Raw genomic sequence first — 20,074 nt, forward strand, 5'->3', positions numbered from 1 at the left:
CATGGACACCCTGACCCGACGCAGGTTCCTACTGACCAGCGGGGTGGTCGGCGCGGGCGCGTTGGCCGCCGGGGCCGGCGCGTACAGCCTGCGGGACCTGCTGGACACCAGCGGGGACCGGGACCCGCAGTCCCGCACGCTGGTGCTGGTGACCCTCTACGGCGGCAATGACGGTCTCAACACGGTCATTCCGTACGGCGACCCGGCCTACCGGGCGGCTCGCCCGGAGCTGGCGTACCCGGACGGGGAGGTGCGGCGGTTGGACGACGACTTCGGCCTCAACCCGGCGCTGGCCGGCCTGCACCAGCGCTGGTCCGGCGGTGGGTTGGCGATCGTGCGCGGAGTCGGCTACCCGAAACCGGACCGCAGCCACTTCCGTTCGATGGACATCTGGCACACCGCGCAACCGGACCGGCCCGGCAACACCGGCTGGCTCGGGCGGTGGCTGGACCGCGCCGGTGGCGACCCCCGGCTGGCGGTCTCCTTCGAGCCGGCGCTGCCGCCGCTGCTGGCCGGGGCGGAGAGCGCCGGTGCGGCCGTGCCGGTGACCGACCGCAAGGCCGCGAAGGGGCTGCCCGCGGCGACACTGACCGCGTTCGCCGCCGTCGAGGCGGGCGAGTCGGCGGCCCGAGGTCGGGCCGCCGCCTGCTTCGCCGACCTGCGGTCGGTGGACGAGATGATCCGCCAGGTACGCGACTCCGCCGACCCGGACACGGCGGACCCGGACGGCGAGCAGGCCTCCGCGACGGCCACCGGCGGGGCACGCACCCCACTGGACGCGCAGCTCGACCTGGTCGCGCAGTGCGTCGAGGCGGGAGTGTCCACCCGGGTCTTCTCGGTGTCGCTGGGAGGCTTCGACACGCACGCCGACGAGAAGCAGTTGCAGGCCGTGCTGCTGGGTCAGCTGGACCGGGCGTTGACCGGCTTCGCCGACCGGATGAGTCGCACCGAGGCGGGCCGGAAGGTGGTGGTGGCGGTCTACTCCGAGTTCGGTCGTCGGGTACGGGCCAACGCCTCCGACGGCACCGATCACGGCACCGCCTCGGACGTGCTGCTGCTCGGCGCGGGCGTCCGGGGCGGCTGGCACGGCTCACCACCGAGCCTCACCGACCTCGACGACGGCGACCTGAAATACACCACCGACTTCCGGGACGTCTACGCCACGCTGCTGGAGCGGGTGCTGGACACCGACCCGGGCCCGGTCCTCGCCGACTGGCGGGGACGAGTGGACAAGCTTTTCTAGTCGTCCTCTTCCGGGTCCTGGTTGGCCTGCTCGCCCAGCACGAACGCCTGCATGGCCAGCTCGTCGCCGGACGGCGAGACGAAGGCGGGCAGCTCACGCGGGCCCAGCTCCTGCACGTAGGACCAGAACAGCCGAACCGCCTCGGCCGGCGTGCCGGCCTCGATCGGCAGGTCGAGGCTGACCAGCCAGGTGCGTCGCGCCGGGGGCGGGCCGAGCTGGTCGACCAGCGCCCGGAAGGCCGCCGGCTCCACCGCGGTGACCGGCCCGTCGAGCGTCAGCAGGTCGGCCGGCACCGGCTCGTCGAAGGCCCGACGGGTGTACGCGACGACGAGCGTGCCCGGCTCGATCGGGGACTGCGGGTCGTCCGGGTCTTCGCGGTGGCGTCGACCCGGCGCGGTGACCCGGCCGAGGGCCACCAGCCGTGGCGGCGCGTCGACCAGCACGGCGACCTGGTCGCCCAGCCCTGGCCGGGCGACGTCGGTGAGCCCGGTGAGCTCCAGCGTGTCATGGTGCACGAGCCGCTCGGCCTCATACCGTTCGGCGGGCAGCAGCACCGCCCAGGTGCCCACCCCGTCGGCGTTGCCGGCCGCACCGGCCCGGTGCGCGGTCTCGGTCGTCATGCCTGCCATCTCATCACGCCGCCGCTGGAAGGGTGACGTGACAGCCGACGATGTGATCGTCGACCATCCCGGTGGCCTGCATCAGCGCGTACGCGGTGGTCGGGCCGACGAACCGGAAGCCGCGCTTCTTGAGCGCCTTGGCCATCGCCGTCGACTCCGGGGTGATCGGCGCCAGCTCGGCGAACGAGGCGGGACGGGTTGGCCGGGGCTCCGGCGCGAAGGACCAGAGCAGCGCGGACAGGCCCTCGGGCAGTTCCAGTGCGGCGCGTGCGTTGGCGATCGCCGCCTCGATCTTGGCCCGGTTGCGGACGATGCCGGCGTCGGCGAGCAGCCGGGTCACGTCGGAGTCGTCGTAACGGGCGACGGTCGGGATGTGGAACTCGTCGAAGGCCAGTCGGAACGCCGGACGCTTGCGCAGGATGGTCAGCCAGGACAGCCCGGACTGGAACGCCTCCAGCGTCATCCGCTCGTAGAGCGCGTCGTCGCCGCGCAGCGGCCGCCCCCACTCGGTGTCGTGGTAGACGGCGTAGTCGGGGGTGCTGGACCCCCAGGCGCAGCGAGCCAGCCCATCCGCGCCGATCACCAGGTCAGTCACCTGGTACACGCTAGGGCATCGCACCGACACCCCATTGCCACCGGCCGCCCGGCTGCCTATGGTGCTTGTTACCGACCGGTAGGTCGAGGTCACCCGACGGTGCGCCCCGACCGGTGACGGCGAGCGGAGGCCGCGGTGAAGGAGTTCCCGGACGTCATCGCCTGGTCGATCCCGGCCTTCGTGCTGCTCATCGTGTTGGAGCGGGTCTCCTACCTGCTGCACCGAGACGACGACGAGGTCGGCTACGGCGGCGCCGACACCGTGACCAGCATGGCGATGGGCCTGGGCAGCATCTTCACCGACCTGCTCTGGAAGGTGCCGATCGCCGCCGCGTACGCGCTGCTCTACGCGCTCACCCCGCTGCGGGTGGCCGAGGTCTGGTGGACCTGGCCGCTGATCCTGCTCGCGCAGGACTTCTTCTACTACTGGTCCCATCGCGGTCATCACGTGATCCGGATCCTCTGGGCCTCGCACGTGGTGCACCACTCGTCGCAGCGGTTCAACCTCTCCACGGCGCTGCGCCAGCCGTGGACCGGGCTGACCAGTTGGGTCTTCTACATCCCGCTGATCCTCATCGGCGTACACCCGGCGGTGGTCGCGTTCTGCGGCTCGGTCAACCTGCTATACCAGTTCTGGATCCACACCGAACGCATCGACCGCATGCCGCGCTGGTACGAGGCGGTGTTCAACACCCCGTCGCACCACCGCGTGCACCACGCGTCGCAGGGCAGCTACCTGGACCGCAACTTCGGCGGCATCCTGATCGTCTGGGACCGGCTCTTCAAGTCGTTCGCGCCGGAACGGGAACGCTGCGTGTACGGCCTGACCAAGAACGTCGACAGCTACAACCCGGTCCGGGTGGCCTTCCACGAGTACGCCTCGATCGCCCGGGACCTGCGCGCCGCGGTGACCTGGCGGCACCGGGTCGGGCATCTCTTCCGCGCACCGGGCTGGCAGCCGGCACCGGCCTCCCCGGTCAGGGCAGCCGGCCCTGCTCGACCAGACGGGCAAACCTCTTCAGCGCCTGGGTGAGGCCGAGCTTGGAGCCGGGCCAGAGCACCGGCCACGCCAGTCGACCGGCCCGACCGCCCGGCAGGTGGAACCACTCGTGCCAGACGACCTGGGTGCGGTCCCGGTCCAGCTGGGTGCAGCGCAGCACCCCCGGGCCGCGCAGCAGCTGGCCGTGGTGCACGACGCCGATCTCGTACGGCTCGTCGACCCGGACCACCCGCATCTCGTCGCGCAGCGCCGCCCGGCCGAGCGCGGTCACCGCCTCGATCCGGCTGCCCTCGCGCCCGTCGCCCTCGACAACCCGGACGCGGGTGAAGGGGATCCAGTCGGACTGACGTTCCCAGGCGAGCAGCGCGGCGAAAACCCGCTCCGCCGGGGCCTCGACGATCACCGTGGCGGTCACCTCACCGGCACCGGGTCGGGCCGCCTCGCGAAGATCGTCAGCGCCCTCCGGCTCGGTCACGCCGACTCCGACCGAACCACCGCGTCGCGTTGCTCGGTGCCGGCGGTCTGCTCACGATCGGCCGACTCGTCGTCGGCGGGCGCGGCGGCGGGTGCCACCCCGTCGGAATCCGCCGGGGACGAGCTGGCGGCGGGCGCCGGGCCGGGAGTCGTCGAGCCGACCGGGGCCGAGCCCGCCTCGCCGGTCAGCGGCGCATCGTTGCCCGGCTCGGCCGCCTTGCCCGGCTCGTCTGCCGCATCCGCGTCCGTGGTGGTCACCTTGCTGGCGGACTGCTCGCGGGCCTGCCGCAGCACGTCCGCATCGTCGGTGCGCCCCTCACGCAAGGCGATGACCTCCGACTCCAGTACGCCGATCAGCTCGGACTTGTAACCGATGTCGTAGGCGGCACGGCGCATCGCCTGATCGACCTGGTCCATCCGGTACCCGCGCAACCCGGTGTCGAAACGGACCGCCCCCACGTCGGATTCGCGCAACGGGCGGGTGCCCGGCAACGCCACGGCCTGCGAATCCGGCTCGGCCGGCACCAGGCCGGGATCGCGCCCGCTGACCAGCACCGTCACGCCGAATATCACCGCCGCGACGGTCAACGCCACGACCAGGAGGAGCAGAAGCTGACCCATGTACTGATCGTGGCACGGCAGCCGGCCGGGAGCGACCCCGCCACCCGCCTCGATCACGATCGGTGCCGACGCCCGCCCGGAATCGTGGACGGGCGACCGACTAGCGTCGGGACCGGCCGACGCGGCGGCGACGGCGTGAACTTCCAGGAGGCGGGCATGGCCGGGGCGCTTCGGCTGGGTGGGCACACGTTCGCCCCCGGCGAGCTGGTGGTGATGGCGATCATCAACCGCACGCCGGACTCGTTCTTCGATCGCGGGGCCACCTACGCCGCCGACAGCGCTCTGCGCGCCGTGGAGCGGGCGGTGGACGAGGGCGCGGCCATCATCGACATCGGCGGCGTCAAGGCCGGCCCCGGCGCGGACGTGGACGTCGCCGAGGAGATCCGGCGCACGGTGGACACCATCGCCGCCGTCCGAGCCGCCTTTCCGGAGGTGGTGATCTCCATCGACACCTGGCGGGCCGAGGTGGCGATCGAGGCCGTGGCGGCCGGGGCCGACCTCCTCAACGACACCTGGTCGGGCGTCGACCCGGCGTTGGTCCGGGTGGCTGCGCAGACCGGCGCCGGCCTGGTCTGTTCGCACGCCGGCGGGCTGACGCCGCGGACCAGGCCGCACCGGTCCGCCTTCACGGACGTGGTCGCCGACGTGGTCGCGACGGTGACCGGGCTCGCCGAGCGCGCGGTGGCGGCAGGGGTACGCCCCGACGGCATCCTCATCGACCCGGCGCACGACTTCGGCAAGAACACCCGGCACTCGCTGGAGGTCACCCGCCGACTGGACGAGCTGACCGCGACCGGCTGGCCGGTGCTGGTGGCCCTCTCCAACAAGGACTTCATCGGTGAGACGTTGGGCCTGCCGGTGGCCGAACGGCTGGAGGGGACGCTCGCCGCGACGGCCGTCTCGGCCTGGTTGGGCGCCCGGGTCTTCCGGGCCCACCAGGTCGGCCCGACCCGCCGGGTGCTGGACATGGTGGCCTCGATCCGAGGCGACCGCCCGCCCATGGCGACCCGAAGAGGGCTGGCCTGACCGGTCGTCGCCGTAACCAACCGCGAACGGCCGGACGGACCGACACGATCGACGGAGCTGTGGCGCTCAGGTCCAGCGGAGGATGTTCCTACGCCAGGCGTAGAGGATGCCGAGCGCGAGCACGGCCACGAACACCGCCATCTCCACCACCGTCACCAGTCCGAAGCCCGGCCGGTCGAAGACCACCGCCCAGGGGAAGAGGAACACCGCCTCGACCGCGAACAGCACGTACAGGTAGGCGTACACGTAGTAGCGGATCTGCATCTGCGCCCAGTCGGCACCGACCGGGTCGAGCCCGCACTCGTAGCTGGCCCGCTTGCCCGGCGGGTCGGCCGGACGCGCCGGGCGTAACACCCGGTTGGCCGAGAACGCCGTAACGAAGAAGAGAACGCTGGCGAGCAGCAGGAGCCCGAGCGTCGCGTACGAGCCCAGGTATCCGTTCACAGTCGGCAGCCTACCGTCCGCCCGGACGAGTCGTCCCAAACACGTTACGAATTTGTTTCGCATGGGACTAGTGCCCCGGGGCAACTGTTACCGAATACTGGACACCCACCCATGTCACCGGAGGACAGATGGCCCGCGTGAAGGCATCGCCCGGTAACCGGGCGGAGGGGCGACGTTCCACGCCCCTGCTGGCGACCGCGCTCGCGCTCGGCCTGCTCACGGCGCTCGCCGTGGGACCGGCGTGGGCCAGCGCGGCCGCACCGGACGCGGACCCGGTCGCGACCACGGCCGAGCCGGTCAACGAGCCGGGCGGCGAGGAGCCCCCGACCACACCGGCGGAGGAGCCCACCCCGACCGAAGACCCGGGCGGCGAACCGGAGCCGACCGATCCGGCACCGGCGACCACCGCGCCACCACCGGAGACGACGCCGCCGGCGCCGGTGACCACCGCCCCGGAGGTCCCGCCGGCACCGACCACCGTCGCGCCCGCGCCGGGCGGCACCACCCGACCGCCCAGCCCGGCTCCCCCGTCGCCACCGACTGCGCCCCCGGCCCCGCCGACACCCCCGGCTCCGTCGGTCCAGCCGCCCGCGCCGGGTTCGGCGCCACCGCCGCAGAGCCCGCTGGGCGTGCAGGTCACCACCGGCGACGTCAACCTCACCGAGGCGTACTGGAACAAGGCGAGCACGGCGGCCACCCTCCAGGTCACCGTGCACAACACCGGTACCACTGCGCAGCGGGTCCGACTCTCGTACACGCTGCCCGCCGGGTTGACCGACGCCGGCACGAAGGGCTGCGCGGCCGTCGGTGGCGGCGCGTACCGCTGCGGGGCCTGGAGCACCGAAGCGGGCGTCCGCTTCAGCACCGTGCTGCGCCTGCGGGTCACTGGCACGGCGTGGAAGCAGATGCCGCTCAGCGGCTCGGTCCAGGTCATCGCGGACGCGCCGGGAGTGCCCGGGGAAGCGACCGACGACCAGGGCTTCGCGGTGCTCTTCCCACCCGGCCCGCCGGTGCCCGGGATCACGCTCGCCGCCGACGAGGTGGCCTTCGACATCAGCGGAAGCCCCAGCACCCTCACCCTGCGGCTGGGCAACACCGGCAGGGTGGACGCCGCCGGCCGGGTCGAAGTCGTCCTGCCGGCCGGGGTGACAGTGCCGGCCCCACCACTCGGCTGCGTGGCGGTCGACCCGACGCGTACCCGCTGCGACGCCGGCCTGGTGCTGGCGGGCACGACCGCCGAGGTGCGGCTGCCGGTGGAGGCGACACCGCAGGCCCAGCGGGAAGCACCGTTGTCCGGTGCCGTGATCGGTCAACTCGATCCAAGTAGCGGCCCGACCCGTCGGGTGCAGATGAGCTTCCGGATCACCTCTGCGGCCGCCCTGGCCACGCCGGTGGTCTCCCCGCCGGCGCCGACCGGCTCGCAGGGCGTACTCCAGGCCGGTGGCGCGACCGGAGACGGCGGGTTGACCTCGGTGGAGCGCACCGCGGTGATCCTGATCGCGGTTTCCACGCTGCTGGTGGTGCTGGCTCTCACGCTGGCCACGACCTCGCTGCGCCGCCGGCTCGGCGGCCCGCCGCCTGAGCCGGCACCCAACCCCGCGGACTGATCGACTGACGACCCCGGCACCCGCCGCCGGGGTCGTCGGCGTGGCCCGGTGGTGATCTGAATTACGGCGGGCGGGGCGAAATACCGCAAAGCTGGGCATTTCTCGGTCCGGTCTGGTCCCAGTCGGCGGACCTCCAGGGATGGTTAGGGCTCCCTTAGACGTAGGCTCTCAGGTGAGGAACGACAGCGGCCGGACCAGCCTGGGCGGTGCGGCGAAGCGTTGCGTCGAGGAGGTTCCGTGGCCGGGCAAGCCCCGCAGTCGCGAACGAAGGTGGCACAGTGACCAAGCAGATCCGTCAACTCGACCGGGTGGTCATCCGGTTCGCCGGTGACTCCGGCGACGGCATGCAGCTGACCGGCGACCGGTTCACCTCGGAGACGGCGCAGCTCGGCAACGACATCTCCACGCTGCCAAACTTCCCCGCCGAGATCCGGGCTCCCGCCGGCACCCTGCCCGGCGTGTCGAGCTTCCAGGTGCACTTCGCCGACTACGACATCCTCACGCCGGGCGACGCGCCCAACGTGCTGGTGGCGATGAACCCGGCGGCGCTCAAGGCCAACCTGGCCGATCTGCCGCGCGGCGCGGACATCATCGTCAACACCGACGAGTTCACCAAGCGCAACCTCGCCAAGGTCGGTTACCAGACCAGCCCGCTGGACGACGACTCGCTGGCCGGTTACGTCGTGCACCCGGTGGCGCTGACCTCGATGACTGTCGGCGCGCTCGCCGCCCACCAGGTGTCCAAGAAGGACGCCGAGCGGTCGAAGAACATGTTCGCGCTCGGCCTGCTCTCCTGGATGTACTCCCGGCCCTACGAGTCGACGCTGCGCTTCCTGGAGCGCAAGTTCGCGGCCCGTCCGGAGCTGGTCGCCGCGAACGTCGCCGCCTTCAAGGCCGGCTGGAACTTCGGCGAGACCACCGAGGACTTCGCGGTCCGCTACGAGGTCAAGCCGGCCAAGATGAAGCCGGGTACGTACCGCAACATCACCGGCAACGCGGCGCTCTCGCTGGGGTTGGTCGCCGCCGGGGTCCGCTCCGGGCTGCCGGTCTTCCTCGGCGCGTACCCGATCACGCCCGCGTCGGACATCCTGCACGAGCTGAGCAAGCACAAGCGCTTCGGCGTTCTCACCGTCCAGGCCGAGGACGAGATCGCCGCCGTCGGCGCCGCCCTGGGCGCCTCCTACGGCGGATCGCTCGGCGTGACCACCACCAGCGGCCCCGGCGTGGCGCTCAAGAGCGAGACGATCTCGCTCGCGGTGGCGCTGGAGCTGCCGCTGGTGATCGTGGACGTGCAGCGCGCCGGCCCGTCGACCGGCATGCCGACCAAGACCGAGCAGGCCGACCTCAACATGGCGCTCTACGGTCGGCACGGTGAGGCGCCGGTCGCGGTGATCGCGCCCCGGTCACCGTCGGACTGCTTCTTCGCGGCGCTGGAGGCGGCCCGGATCGCGCTCACCTACCGCACCCCGGTGATCCTGCTGTCCGACAACTACGTCGCCAACGGCTCCGAGCCGTGGCTGCTGCCGGACGTGGAGTCGCTGCCCGACCTGCGGGTCGAGTTCGCCACCAAGCCCAACGGCGAGGACGGCACGACTTTCCTGCCCTACCTGCGTGACCCGGAGACCCTGGCCCGGCCGTGGGCGATCCCCGGCACCGCGGGCCTGGAGCACCGGATCGGCGGTCTGGAGAAGGCCGACAAGACCGGGGACATCTCCTACGACCCCGCCAACCACGACTTCATGGTGCGCACCCGGGCCGCCCGGATCGAGACCATCCCGGTGCCGGACATCGAGGTGGAGGACCCGGACGGCGACGCCCGGGTGCTGGTCCTCGGCTGGGGCTCGACGTACGGGCCGATCGGCGCGGCGTGCCGCGGGGTCCGCCAGCGTGGCCTCTCCATCGCCCAGGCGCACCTGCGGCACCTGGCACCGATGCCGGCCAACCTCGGTGAGGTGCTCCGCTCGTACGACAAGGTGGTCATCCCGGAGATGAACCTGGGCCAGCTGGCCCACGTCATCCGGGCCCGCTACCTGGTCGACGCGATCAGCTACAACCAGGTCCGCGGCCTTCCGTTCACGGCCGCCGAGCTGGAGACGACGCTGGAAGAGGTGCTGAAGAATGTCTGAGCCCGTCGCCGTCAAGCTCACCGCGAAGGACTTCAAGTCCGACCAGGAGGTGCGCTGGTGCCCCGGCTGCGGTGACTACGCGATCCTGGCAGCCATCCAGCAGTTCATGCCGGAGCTGAACATCCCCCGGGAGCGCACCGTCTTCGTCTCCGGGATCGGCTGCTCGTCCCGCTTCCCGTACTACATGAACACGTACGGGATGCACTCGATCCACGGTCGGGCCCCGGCGATCGCGACCGGCCTGTCGGTGTCCCGGCCGGACCTGTCGGTCTGGGTGGTCACCGGCGACGGCGACGCGCTCTCCATCGGTGGCAACCACCTGATCCACGCGCTGCGGCGCAACGTCAACCTCAAGATCCTGCTGTTCAACAACCGGATCTACGGTCTGACCAAGGGCCAGTACTCTCCGACGTCCGAGGTCGGCAAGATCACCAAGTCGACACCGGCCGGCTCGGCTGACGCCCCGTTCAACCCGCTCTCGCTCGCCCTCGGGGCGGAGGCCAGCTTCGTGGGCCGCACCATCGACTCCGACCGTAAGCACCTCCAGTCGGTGCTTCGGGCCGCCGCGGAGCACGAGGGCTCGGCCTTCGTGGAGATCTACCAGAACTGCAACATCTTCAACGATGGGGCGTTCGACCAGCTCAAGGACCCGTCCACCCGGGACGACTACCTGATCCGCCTGGAGCACGGGCAGCCGATCACCTTCGGCGCCGACGGGCAGTTCTGCGTGGTGCACCCGCCGGGCGGCTTCGGCCTGGAGGTCCGGGACACCAACTCCGTCCGCCCGGAGGAGATCGTCGTGCACGACGCGACGGTGACCGACCCTGCTTACGCCTTCGCGCTGTCCCGGCTGCCCGGCCTGGACCTGCGCAACACTCCGATCGGGGTGTTCCGCTCGGTGGACCGACCGTCCTACGACAGCGTGGTGCAGGCGCAGCTCGCGGCCGCCAAGGCGAAGGTCACCGAGACCCCAGAGCAGCAGCTCGCCGGCCTGCTGGGCAGCGGCGACACCTGGACGATCATCTGACGCTCGGAACTGAAAGGGACAGGGCCCGCAACCATTCGGTTGCGGGCCCTTCCCGTTACTGCTGTGAACAGCCTGATCAGAAGACCAGGTTGAAGGCACCCCAGCCGGTGCCGATGACCGCGCCGCTCGAGTCGATCCACTGGCCGTAGCCGTTGGTCGTGTAGAGCCGCAGCCGGCCACTGCCGTCAACGCCGAGCATGTCCATCATGTTGTCGCCGCTCCAGTCGCCCGGAACCATGATGTTCTTGAAGCCGCCCCAGCCGCCACCGATCTTGGTACCGAACGGGTTGGTCCAGCCGCCCTTGCTGTCGGACTGGTACATCTTCAGGTCGCCGGTCGAGGTACGACCGATCAGCACCTCACGCCCGTCGCCCTTCCAGGCCCCAGGGGTGAGGAACAGGTTGAAGCCGTTCCAGCCGGTGCCGATCTTGGTGCCGAACGGGTTCTCCCAGCCGCCCGCACCATTGCTGGTGTAGCGGACCAGGTCGCCGTTGGACTTGCGCACCAGCAGGCTCGGCCGGTTGTTGCCCAGCCAGTTGTTCGTCACCATGAGCGCGGTGAAGCCCTGCCACCCGGTACCGATCTTCTTGGCACCGCCGACGAAGTTGCCCTTGCCATCGGTGTTGTAGAGGAACAGCTCACCGTTGGGCTTCATCGCCATGATGGACGGCTTCTTGTCGCCGTTCCAGTTGTAGACGCGGAACACCCGGCTGAAGATGCCCCAGCCCGTGCCGATCTGCTGGCTCCCGTAGAAGCCGCCGTACCCGTCGTTGGAGAAGCCACTGCCGTAGAACATCCCCAGGTTGCCGGCGGAGTCGCGGGCGAGCAGGTCGGTGTGACCGTCGCCGGTCCAGTCCGCGTTGACCAGCGGCGGACGGGTCAGGTCCGCCTTGATGGAGTTGTTGTAGTAGCTCAACCGCTCGTAGTAGCCGGGCGACGAGCCACACGGCTGGAAGCCCCAGTCGGTGATGCCGACCTGGACCCCCTTGACGAGCAGCGGACCGCCCGAGTCACCCCCGCAGGTGTCGCTGCTCGGCGTGGCGTCGGTGCCCGAGCCAGCGCAGATCATGCGGTCGGCGAGGTAGAGCCCGGGGACGTTGCAGTCCGCATCGGACCGCATCGGAACGGTCGCCTTGCGCAGCCGACTGTCCGGCTCCAGCTCGTCGGACGTGGTGACGCCGTAGCCCGCGATCTGGGCCTGCGTACCAGCCACGTACGGAGTCTGGTCACCCTGGGCGCTCAACGACACCGCGGTGTACGCGCTGGGCAGGTTCTGCTTCAGCGTGAGGACCGAGACGTCGTCGAGGATCGGCGCGTTGGGGTCGTCGTACTGCTGGGCGATGTTCCAGCCCGGGTGGGTCCAGGTCGACGCGACCTCGGCGACATATCCGCTGCCACCGACGAGCTGGCCGTTGCTGTCGACCAACCGGTCGTTGCCGGCGATGACCCGAGTGGTGCCGGGCCCGTCGGCGGTGCAGTGGGCGGCCGTCAGCACCTTGTTACGGGCGATGATGGTGCCGGTGCACCAGTACCAGTAGAAGTCCGGGCCGTCCTGGAAAGTGGTGACGATGCCCACGATGTACGGAAACTCGGAGGCGCTCGCCAGGGTCCCCTGGAAGACCTTGGGAGAGGCACCCGTACCGGACTGGAAGGTCCGGCCCTGGGCGCCCGGCTTGGGAAGCGTGAGCTTCCCCTTGTGCAGGTTCGGCAGCTTGTTCAACCGGTCCGGTCGCGAGCTGCTCGCCACGTCGTACGCGCCGCCGGCTGGGGCGGCGCTAGCACTGGTCGTGGGTGCCACGGCCGCCACGCCCGTGAGAGCGAGGCCCGCCACGACACCGGCGTACCACCGCCGTCGGGCTCCTGCGGATGTTGCCACTTCAGCCACTGATTGCTTCCCGTCGTTCGATTAACGAGGCACTCGGAACTGCCCGGGATGACCTGCGTGGGACGCGACGGGTGAACGACAAACCACACCAGGGCGAATCCGCCCGAAATTGAAGATTTCCCCGTCGTGCCTGCGCCAACGACGCTGCACCGGCAAGCCCCGGCAGCGACACCCATTGACAGCTCTAAGCCGGGACACCGTAGCAAGGGTTCGATCGGGAAGCTGCCCTGTAACGAGGTTTTTCCATGATCCGCAACCGGACCGCGATGAAGCGATGGGGTCAGCGCAGCCGCGCCTCATCCGGACGGTCGCGGCGTCAAGCCTCCTGGTGTTCAGAAACTGGATGTCCCGCCCCCGGGGGATGGCCGTTCCGCTGTGGATCGGCCACCCCCTGACGGCGAGGGAAAGCAGTCAGCGGGCGGCGCCGGCTGGCACCCAGAGGTTGTCGATTTCCTTCTCGGCCGCCGCGAGACTCGCCTCGTGCAGCGGGATCAGCTCGGCCATCGCCGGCACCGACGGTGCCAGGGTCAGCTCGGCGCTGATGAAGCGCGGCTGCATGCCGGTCATCGACAGGCCGTGCGGGAGCCACGGCTCGGCGTGGTCCCAGCCGTAGCGAGGGGTGCCCTCGCCGTAGCCACCGCCCCGGGTGGCCAGCACCACGAACTCGCGCCCGCCGAGCAGGCCCTCCTGCGTCGTCGGGTCGTACGCCAGCCCGGGAACGATCAGGTGGTCCACCCAGGACTTGACGCTGCTGGGCGCGCCGAAGTTGTAGAGCGGCAGGCCGAGCAGCACCACGTCGGCCTGCTTCACCTCGTCGACGAGCCGCTCGCTGAGCTGCCAGGACTCGCGCTGCGCCGGCGTGTGCTGATCCGCAGGGGTCATTCGCGCCAGCCCGCCGTCCGCGTCCAGGTGCGGCAGCGGCTCGGTGCCCAGGTCCCGGTAGGCCACGGTGCCGTCCGGGTGGGCCGCACGCCATGCGTCGACCGCGCGGGCGGTGAGCCGCCGGCTGACCGACCAGTCACCGCGGATGCTCGAGTCAATATGCAGCAGATGCATCATTCCTCCTTCAGGGATCATTTGTGAAACACCAACTATTTATAGCAGGCCGATGTTCCGCTGAGTCGGTAGACTGGGTCACATGTCCGCGCAGCCGCTCGACTCCTCCGAGCACCGCTCGGGCGCACTCCTGGACCATCTGGCCCGGCGGATGCGACTGCGGTCGGAGTCGGTGCTGGCGCCGCTGGGGCTACGCCCCCGGCATCTGGTCGCGCTCACCGTGCTGCGCGCCGGCGGCGGCACCGGGCAACAGGCGCTCGCCACCATCCTGGAAATGGACAGCACCAACATCGTCGGGCTGCTCAACGACCTGGAAGCGAAGCAGCTGATCGAGCGTCGGCGCTCACCCGAGGATCGCCGCCGACACGTCGTCGAACTCACCGAAGACGGGGCAAAACGCCTCAGTGAGGCCGAATGCGCCCTGGCCAGCGCCGAGGACGAGGTGCTGGGAGCACTGGATCCCGCCGAGCGGGAGACGCTCTACAAGCTGCTCAGCCGGGCCTCCACCGGCACGGCGGTCAACTGCACCGAGGCCATCTGCGTCGCCGACGACACCTGCTGACGCCGCCTCACCCCAGCGGCGACAGCGCCGTCATGCCAGCGGTCACATCGACCGGCAGCGGTAGGACGGTCAGGCGGTGGTGGCCGACTGGGGTCGGTCGTCGCGTACGTGCACCAGCATGTCGCCGGTCTCGATCACCGCGCCGGCCCGGTCGGCCAGGGTGACCACCTTGCCCCGCCGCACCAGGGCGATCACCAACGACTCCAGCTCGCGCGGCGAGCGACCCACCTCGTCCCGCTCGGCGGAACGCATCGCCAGCGCCATGCCCTGGCCGGGAGTGAGCAGGTCCTCCACCACGTCGATCAGCGGCGGCGCCGAGGTGGACAGGCCGAGCAGACGGCCCGCCGTGGCCGAGGAGACGATCACATGGTGCGCGCCACTCTGCTTGAGCAGCGGGGCGTTCTCCGCCTCCCGCGCCGCCGCGATGATGCGGACCTGCCCAGCGGTGAGCTGCCGTACCGTCAGCGCGACCAGCACCGACGCGTCGTCGCTGTCGGTCGCGATGATCACGGCCTTCGCGTTCTTGACGTGCGCCTCGTTCAGCACCGACGAACGGGTCGCCGAGCCCTCGATCGCCACCAGCCCAGCGGAGGTGGCCTGCCGCAGGGCGGCGGCACTGCGCTCCACCACCACGATCCGCGAGCGGTCCAGACCGTTCTCCATCAGGGCGGAGACAGCGCTGCGCCCCTTGGTGCCGTAGCCGCAGATGATGACGTGGTCCTTCACGGCTCTCCTCCACCGCGACAGGCGACGGCCGGTCCGGTACTGCTCGGTCAGAACTTCCAGGGTGGTGCCGACCAGGATGATAAGGAAGATCACTCGGGCCGGGGTGATGAAGAGGACGTTGACCAGCCGGGCCGACGGCGCGGCCGGGGTGATGTCTCCGTAGCCGGTGGTCGAGAGCGACACGACCGCGTAGTAGAAGCAGTCGAGGAGGGTCAGGCCGTCCTCGTTGACATCGCGGTAGCCGTCCCGGCCCAGGTAGACCGCGGCGACCACGGCGAAGACCAGGCCCAGGGCGGCGGCGAGCCGAAGGCTCAGCGCGCTCAGTGGGCCCCGGCGCTGTGCGGGAAAATGGATCACCGTCGAACCTGCTCCCCCGCCGTCGCCTGCACGCCCACAACATAGCGGGTACACCGTCGACCGCACGCCCGGGTTGCGGCGGACAACCGACGGCGCGCCCGCACCCGACTACGGGACGACAACGACGAACCGGTGCAGGCCGGCAGACGGAGGGGGCGCGACCCTCGTGACGACGAGCGGCAGACGGCGAGCCGAGGCCGACGACGAGTACACCGAGTACGTCCGGTCCCGGATGGTGCAGTGGCGGCGCACCGCCTACCTGATGTGCGGGGACTGGGACCGGGGCGACGACATCCTGCAACGGGTGCTCACCGAGCTGTACCGCTCGTGGGCGCGGGCCCGACAGGCCGATCACCTGGACGCGCTGGTCCGCACCATGTTGGTGCGGCGACTGATCGACGAGCGGCGGTTGCGCTGGGCGCGGGTCCGCCTCGGCACCGCGCTGCCCGACGTGTCCAGGGCCTTTGCCGACCCGACCGACCGGATCACCCTGGTGGGCGCGCTGCGGCAGGTGCCGCCACGCCAACGCGCGGTGCTGGTGCTGCGGTACTTCCAGGACCTCAGCGTCGAGGAGACCGCCCGGGCCATGGGCTGCTCGACGGGGACGGTGAAGAGCCAGACCGCCAAGGGCCTCGCCACCCTGCGCACCCTGCTCACCCCCACCCTGACCGCGAACCGAGAGGAGTGACGATGCTGGACGAACGCCAGATCGGCGACCTGATGCTGACCGAGATCGAGTCGGCCGAGCGGCCCTCCGTCGTGCTGGACGTGGAACGGGCGATGAGCACGGCACGGCGGCAACACCGCCTCGCCCAGGGTGCCGGCGCCGCGCTGCTGGCGATGGCGCTGACCGTCGGCGGGCTCACCGTCCCCGACCTGCTCACCCCGGACCGACCGCCGGCCCCCGCCCCGTTCGGCACGGCGCCCGCCGGTGGCCAGACCGGCCTGCCGGACGCGCTCACCACGGTCGACCCAGAGCGGGTGTACGTCCGGTTCGGCTGGCTGCCGGACGGGCTGCCCAATCTTCAATACCAGGCCGGGCTGTTGCTCTCCGGCTCCGGCGTCTATCTCAGCGCGTCCACTGCGCCCGGCGGCGGCCAATGGAAGGGCGTCGCGATCACCCTCTATCCGAAGGGAGTGCAACCTTCGGCACCGCAGCGGGACAGCGGCGAAGCGGCCCGGCCCGGCGAGACCACACCCGGCCCGCAGTTGAACGGCGGGGCCAGCAGTTTCGCCTCGTACAGCGGAGCCGAGCAGCCGGAGGCGATCCTGCGCTGGCGGTACGCCCCGGACGGCTGGGCACAGCTCAGGGTGGTCGGCGTCGGAGCCGACGTCCGGAGCACCGCGACGCGGGTGGCCCGGGCGCTGCGGTTCGCAGACGACCCGATCCCGATGCCGGCCACGGTGGCGGGTGTACCGGCCGCACTACAGGTGATCGCCGTCGACGTGCAGGAGTCGCTGGACGAGCCGAAGGTCTGGTACGCGTCGACCACCTGGTCACCGAAGTCGATCACCGGCGATCCCGGCCAGCAGCGGGCCCGGACGATGACGGTGAGCATCTCCCGCTACCGGAACATCACCGATCCCGCCGACAACGAGTACGTCGACCCGAACACCACTGTCGGCGGGCACGCGGCGCGGTTCGGCGGGCAGAACGGCTCCGAGTCGCTGACCGTCTACGACGTGAACGGGGCGAACGTGACGATCGACGACAGCGCCCTGCTCCCCACCGGTGGCACCCGGGCGCTGTTCCCGAGGGTCACGCTGGTGGCCGAGCCGGCCAACTGGCACACCCACCTGCACCGGTGAGAGCCCTGGGCCCGCGCCGTCGAAGCGGCGCGGGCCCGGACGGGTCGGTCCGGACGGCCGAGGACGGGCATGATGAGGGTGTTCCCGACGGCGACCGCGAAAGTGAGGCCGGCATGTCGTTGCTGCGACGAGTCATCGGCGGAGTGCTCCGCCGCCACCGCCAGCGTCAGGGCCGCACGCTGCGCGAGGTTGCCGCGTCGGCCGACGTCTCAGTGCCCTACCTCTCGGAGGTCGAGCGGGGCCGGAAGGAGGCCTCGTCGGAGGTGCTGGCGGCGATCTGCCGAGCGCTCGGGATCAGCCTCGCCGACCTGCTCGGCGAGGCCCGCGACGACATGCGCCGAGTCGAGCCGCGCCTGCCCGTCGCGCCGCGCGCCGCGCTCACCCACCTGGAGCGGGTCGATGCGACTCGGCGGGAGATCGGCAACGCCACCCTGCTGGTGGGTCCACGTGTCAGCGGGTTCGTCCTGCACCGCGGGCCGGTGGCGAGCGAGCCGACCCTCAGCGTCGACGGAAAAGCCTCCGCTGGTGGCTCTCGCCCCGGTCCGCGTACCGCCGCCCTGGCTGACTGCGCACAGACCCGGCTGGGCCTGCGGCGGCTGACCGTCGCGTAGGCCGCGCGGGTTCTGCCGTCGGCGGATCTGCCGGCGGCAGAATCACTGGGCCAGCCACCGCCGTCGCCGCACGCTGAAAGGGCCGGTCCACCGGGTGGTCCCCACCGCCCGCCGGCACGGCGGAAGGCGGCGGCACATGATCGGGTACGACGTGCGGATGCTCAAGGGCGGGCAGCCGTCCTTCGGTGACCAGGTGTTCGAACGGCTGCTGCGGGAGCGGATCGTCTTCCTCGGCACCGAGGTGACGGAGGAGTCGGCGAACCAGATCTGCGCGCAGATCCTGCTGCTCGCCGCCGAGGACGACGACCGGGACATCTACCTCTACATCAACTCGCCGGGCGGTTCGGTGAGCGCGGGAATGGCGGTCTACGACACGATGCGCTACGTCCGCAACGACGTCGCGACGCTGGCGCTCGGGTTCGCCGGCTCGATGGGGCAGTTCCTGCTCTGCGCGGGTACGGCCGGCAAGCGGTACGCGCTGCCGCACTCGCGGATCATGATGCACCAGCCGTCCGGCGGGATGGGCGGAACCGCCGCCGACATCACCATCCAGGCGGAGAACATGCTGCACGTGAAGCGGACGATGCAGGAGCTGATCGCCCAGCACAGTGGACGGACGCTCGACGAGATCCAGCGGGACTGGGACCGGGACCGGTGGTTCACCGCCGAGCAGGCCCGGGAGTACGGCCTCATCGACCAGGTGGTCGCCCGAGCCGAACAGCTGCCGACGCTCTGATCAACGTCTGGTAGCTGCGGTACCGCCAGACCACCCCACCCATTAGCCTCCGTAGATATCTTGGCGGGCGCAGGAGGAGTGGGAATGACGGACGGTTACGAAGGCCGCTGCTGCGGTGGGGACACGACCACCTCCGCCGTGAGTCGCCGCACGATGTTGCGCGCGGCCGTGCTGGGTGCGGGTGCCATCAGCACCGGTGGCCTGCTGGTTCCCGAGCCCGCCCAGGCCGCGCCGGCGATCTACAACCCGTTCAGCGCCTACCCGATCACCGACACCTGGGAGGGTCACCTCAGCCGCGGATCACTCGGCGGCATCGACTTCGGGATGGGGGTCGGCACGGCGTTGCCGGCCTGCGGCGCCGGCACCATCCTTAACATCCCCAACAACGGTACGGGCGGGCACACCGTCACGATCCAGCACGCGGACGGGTACCGCAGCCAGTACCTGCACCTGTCGCAGTTCCTGCTCGGCAACGGTGCCAGCGTGGGCGCGGGCACGATCGTGGGCCGCTCCGGCGGCGCGGCCGGCGCACCCGGCTCGGGCAGCTCGACGGGCCCGCACCTGCACTGGCACATGATCAGCCGGTCCGGCACCCGGATCAACCCACTCGTCTTCATCCAGCAGAACCCGGCCGACCAGCCCCGTCAGGTGTTCGAGGCGGCCAGCAACGCCGGCTGGCGTGCCCTGCCGGTCTCCGGCAGCGCGGGCGCGGTGACCGGCACGGCGACGACCGCGATCACCCTCGGATCCACGAAGATCCTCTACACCCTCAACGGCGGCCGGATCCACGAGGCCGCCAGCAACGCCGGCTGGACCAACCTGTGGACCGGCATCCACGGCGCACAGGGCACCGCACTGGCCGCGCTCAACCTCGAAGGGGTGAAGCTGGTCTACAACGTCGTCGACGGGTACGTGCACGAGGCCGCCAGCAACAACGGCTGGCGCAACCTCAACACCGGCATCGGTGGTGCGAGCTCGTCGTCGATCTCGGTGATCGCGCTGAACGGCGTCAAGTACGTCTACAGCATCGTCGGCGGCTACGTACACGAAGCGCACAGCGCCAACGCCTGGCGGAACCTGAACACGGGCATCCCGGCCTCGGCGGTAGCGGCGATCACCCTGGGCAGCACGAAGATCCTCTACACGGTGAACGGCGGCCGGGTCTACGAGGCCGCCAGCAACGCCGGCTGGGCCAACCTGTGGACCGGCATCCACGGCGCACAGGGCACCTCGCTGGCCGCGCTCAACGTCAACGGGGTGAAGCACATCTACAACGTCGTCGACGGGTGGGTGCACGAGGCCGCCAGCGACAACAGTTGGCGCAACCTCAACAGCGGGGTCCGCGGCACGCGGGCAGCGGCACTCGGCATGGATGGCGTCAAGCTCATCTACGCCGTCTGACCGGCTCGCTGCTTTGTGAGGTGCCCCCGGCAGGATTCGAACCTGCGACACACGGTTTAGGAAACCGATGCTCTATCCCCTGAGCTACGGGGGCGCGAGGGCCCAGTCTAGCGACCCGGACGTCCAGCAGGGGTGGCAGGGAGTGGCCG

At 70.8% G+C, this 20,074-nt stretch carries 20 protein-coding genes and 1 tRNA gene; 12 read left to right on the forward strand and 9 right to left on the reverse strand.

Annotated elements, in window-relative coordinates:
• Position 1 precedes the first annotated feature (1 nt).
• Complete coding sequence (locus ACFYP0_RS08940) at positions 2-1,243, forward strand: DUF1501 domain-containing protein (protein ID WP_124854257.1); 1,242 nt, start codon at positions 2-4, stop codon at positions 1,241-1,243.
• Here the strand turns inward: ACFYP0_RS08940 and ACFYP0_RS08945 are convergent.
• Together ACFYP0_RS08945 and ACFYP0_RS08950 are read right to left on the reverse strand one after the other, a co-directional pair.
• Entirely contained in the window at positions 1,240-1,863 is a 624-nt protein-coding gene (locus ACFYP0_RS08945) for a hypothetical protein (protein WP_124854258.1), read from the reverse strand. The genes ACFYP0_RS08940 and ACFYP0_RS08945 overlap by 4 nt on opposite strands.
• Positions 1,864-1,876: 13 nt before the next feature.
• Positions 1,877-2,458 (reverse strand): DNA-3-methyladenine glycosylase I, encoded by a 582-nt coding sequence (locus tag ACFYP0_RS08950; protein WP_124854259.1) that lies wholly within the window; start codon positions 2,456-2,458, stop codon positions 1,877-1,879.
• Between the two features lie 135 nt (positions 2,459-2,593).
• On the opposite strand from ACFYP0_RS08950, the gene ACFYP0_RS08955 reads away from it, so the two are divergent.
• On the forward strand, positions 2,594-3,490 hold the full coding sequence (locus tag ACFYP0_RS08955; protein ID WP_355493849.1) for a sterol desaturase family protein: 897 nt from the start codon (positions 2,594-2,596) through the stop codon (positions 3,488-3,490).
• On the opposite strand, the gene ACFYP0_RS08960 is transcribed toward ACFYP0_RS08955, so the two are convergent.
• On the reverse strand, positions 3,435-3,932 hold the full coding sequence (locus ACFYP0_RS08960; protein ID WP_124854261.1) for an SRPBCC family protein: 498 nt from the start codon (positions 3,930-3,932) through the stop codon (positions 3,435-3,437). The genes ACFYP0_RS08955 and ACFYP0_RS08960 overlap by 56 nt on opposite strands.
• Positions 3,929-4,552 carry a DivIVA domain-containing protein gene (locus tag ACFYP0_RS08965; protein WP_355493848.1) on the reverse strand — a complete coding sequence of 208 codons (624 nt, stop codon included), beginning with the start codon at positions 4,550-4,552 and terminating at the stop codon, positions 3,929-3,931. The genes ACFYP0_RS08960 and ACFYP0_RS08965 overlap by 4 nt, the downstream gene beginning before the upstream one ends.
• Before the next feature lie 156 nt (positions 4,553-4,708).
• Here ACFYP0_RS08965 and folP point away from each other — a divergent pair, with 156 nt between their 5' ends.
• Complete coding sequence (gene folP, locus ACFYP0_RS08970; protein WP_355493847.1) at positions 4,709-5,578, forward strand: dihydropteroate synthase; 870 nt, start codon at positions 4,709-4,711, stop codon at positions 5,576-5,578.
• A gap of 66 nt (positions 5,579-5,644) precedes the next feature.
• Here the strand turns inward: folP and ndhC are convergent, their stop codons facing one another.
• A complete protein-coding gene (gene ndhC, locus ACFYP0_RS08975; protein WP_091394827.1) occupies positions 5,645-6,022 on the reverse strand; it encodes an NADH-quinone oxidoreductase subunit A in 378 nt (125 codons plus the stop codon).
• Positions 6,023-6,150: 128 nt separating this feature from the next.
• Here ndhC and ACFYP0_RS08980 point away from each other — a divergent pair, with 128 nt between their 5' ends.
• From ACFYP0_RS08980 to ACFYP0_RS08990, 3 genes are all read left to right on the forward strand, one after another.
• A complete protein-coding gene (locus tag ACFYP0_RS08980; protein WP_355493846.1) occupies positions 6,151-7,629 on the forward strand; it encodes a hypothetical protein in 1,479 nt (492 codons plus the stop codon).
• A gap of 278 nt (positions 7,630-7,907) precedes the next feature.
• Positions 7,908-9,755: a 2-oxoacid:acceptor oxidoreductase subunit alpha gene (locus ACFYP0_RS08985; RefSeq protein WP_112581690.1), complete on the forward strand. Its 1,848-nt coding sequence runs from the start codon at positions 7,908-7,910 to the stop codon at positions 9,753-9,755.
• On the forward strand, positions 9,748-10,782 hold the full coding sequence (locus tag ACFYP0_RS08990; protein WP_124854264.1) for a 2-oxoacid:ferredoxin oxidoreductase subunit beta: 1,035 nt from the start codon (positions 9,748-9,750) through the stop codon (positions 10,780-10,782). Before ACFYP0_RS08985 ends, ACFYP0_RS08990 begins: the two co-directional genes overlap by 8 nt.
• A gap of 76 nt (positions 10,783-10,858) precedes the next feature.
• Here the strand turns inward: ACFYP0_RS08990 and ACFYP0_RS08995 are convergent, their stop codons facing one another.
• Both ACFYP0_RS08995 and ACFYP0_RS09000 read right to left on the reverse strand, forming a co-directional pair.
• On the reverse strand, positions 10,859-12,580 hold the full coding sequence (locus ACFYP0_RS08995; protein WP_355493845.1) for a S1 family peptidase: 1,722 nt from the start codon (positions 12,578-12,580) through the stop codon (positions 10,859-10,861).
• Between the two features lie 498 nt (positions 12,581-13,078).
• Positions 13,079-13,723 (reverse strand): FMN-dependent NADH-azoreductase, encoded by a 645-nt coding sequence (locus ACFYP0_RS09000; RefSeq protein ID WP_355493844.1) that lies wholly within the window; start codon positions 13,721-13,723, stop codon positions 13,079-13,081.
• Positions 13,724-13,805: 82 nt separating this feature from the next.
• On the opposite strand from ACFYP0_RS09000, the gene ACFYP0_RS09005 reads away from it, so the two are divergent.
• Positions 13,806-14,285, forward strand: a complete 480-nt coding sequence (locus tag ACFYP0_RS09005; protein ID WP_124854267.1) for a MarR family winged helix-turn-helix transcriptional regulator — start codon at positions 13,806-13,808, stop codon at positions 14,283-14,285.
• 69 nt (positions 14,286-14,354) lie between these two features.
• Here the strand turns inward: ACFYP0_RS09005 and ACFYP0_RS09010 are convergent, their stop codons facing one another.
• Positions 14,355-15,368 (reverse strand): potassium channel family protein, encoded by a 1,014-nt coding sequence (locus ACFYP0_RS09010; protein WP_112603739.1) that lies wholly within the window; start codon positions 15,366-15,368, stop codon positions 14,355-14,357.
• 166 nt (positions 15,369-15,534) lie between these two features.
• Here ACFYP0_RS09010 and ACFYP0_RS09015 point away from each other — a divergent pair, with 166 nt between their 5' ends.
• The 5 genes from ACFYP0_RS09015 (at position 15,535) to ACFYP0_RS09035 (ending at position 19,925) form a co-directional block, all read left to right on the forward strand.
• A complete protein-coding gene (locus tag ACFYP0_RS09015; protein ID WP_355493843.1) occupies positions 15,535-16,056 on the forward strand; it encodes a SigE family RNA polymerase sigma factor in 522 nt (173 codons plus the stop codon).
• Between the two features lie 2 nt (positions 16,057-16,058).
• Positions 16,059-17,177 (forward strand): hypothetical protein, encoded by a 1,119-nt coding sequence (locus tag ACFYP0_RS09020; RefSeq protein WP_355493842.1) that lies wholly within the window; start codon positions 16,059-16,061, stop codon positions 17,175-17,177.
• Between the two features lie 113 nt (positions 17,178-17,290).
• Positions 17,291-17,788, forward strand: a complete 498-nt coding sequence (locus tag ACFYP0_RS09025; RefSeq protein WP_124854269.1) for a helix-turn-helix domain-containing protein — start codon at positions 17,291-17,293, stop codon at positions 17,786-17,788.
• Positions 17,789-17,924: 136 nt separating this feature from the next.
• Positions 17,925-18,524 (forward strand): ClpP family protease, encoded by a 600-nt coding sequence (locus ACFYP0_RS09030; RefSeq protein ID WP_124854270.1) that lies wholly within the window; start codon positions 17,925-17,927, stop codon positions 18,522-18,524.
• Positions 18,525-18,608: 84 nt separating this feature from the next.
• Positions 18,609-19,925, forward strand: a complete 1,317-nt coding sequence (locus ACFYP0_RS09035) for a M23 family metallopeptidase (protein WP_355493841.1) — start codon at positions 18,609-18,611, stop codon at positions 19,923-19,925.
• 21 nt (positions 19,926-19,946) lie between these two features.
• Here ACFYP0_RS09035 and ACFYP0_RS09040 read toward each other — a convergent pair.
• A tRNA-Arg gene (locus tag ACFYP0_RS09040) sits at positions 19,947-20,019 on the reverse strand.
• Between the last annotated feature and the right edge of the window lie 55 nt (positions 20,020-20,074).

The organism is Micromonospora arida (assembly GCF_042873195.1).
Taxonomy (GTDB): Bacteria; Actinomycetota; Actinomycetes; order Mycobacteriales; family Micromonosporaceae; genus Micromonospora; species Micromonospora arida.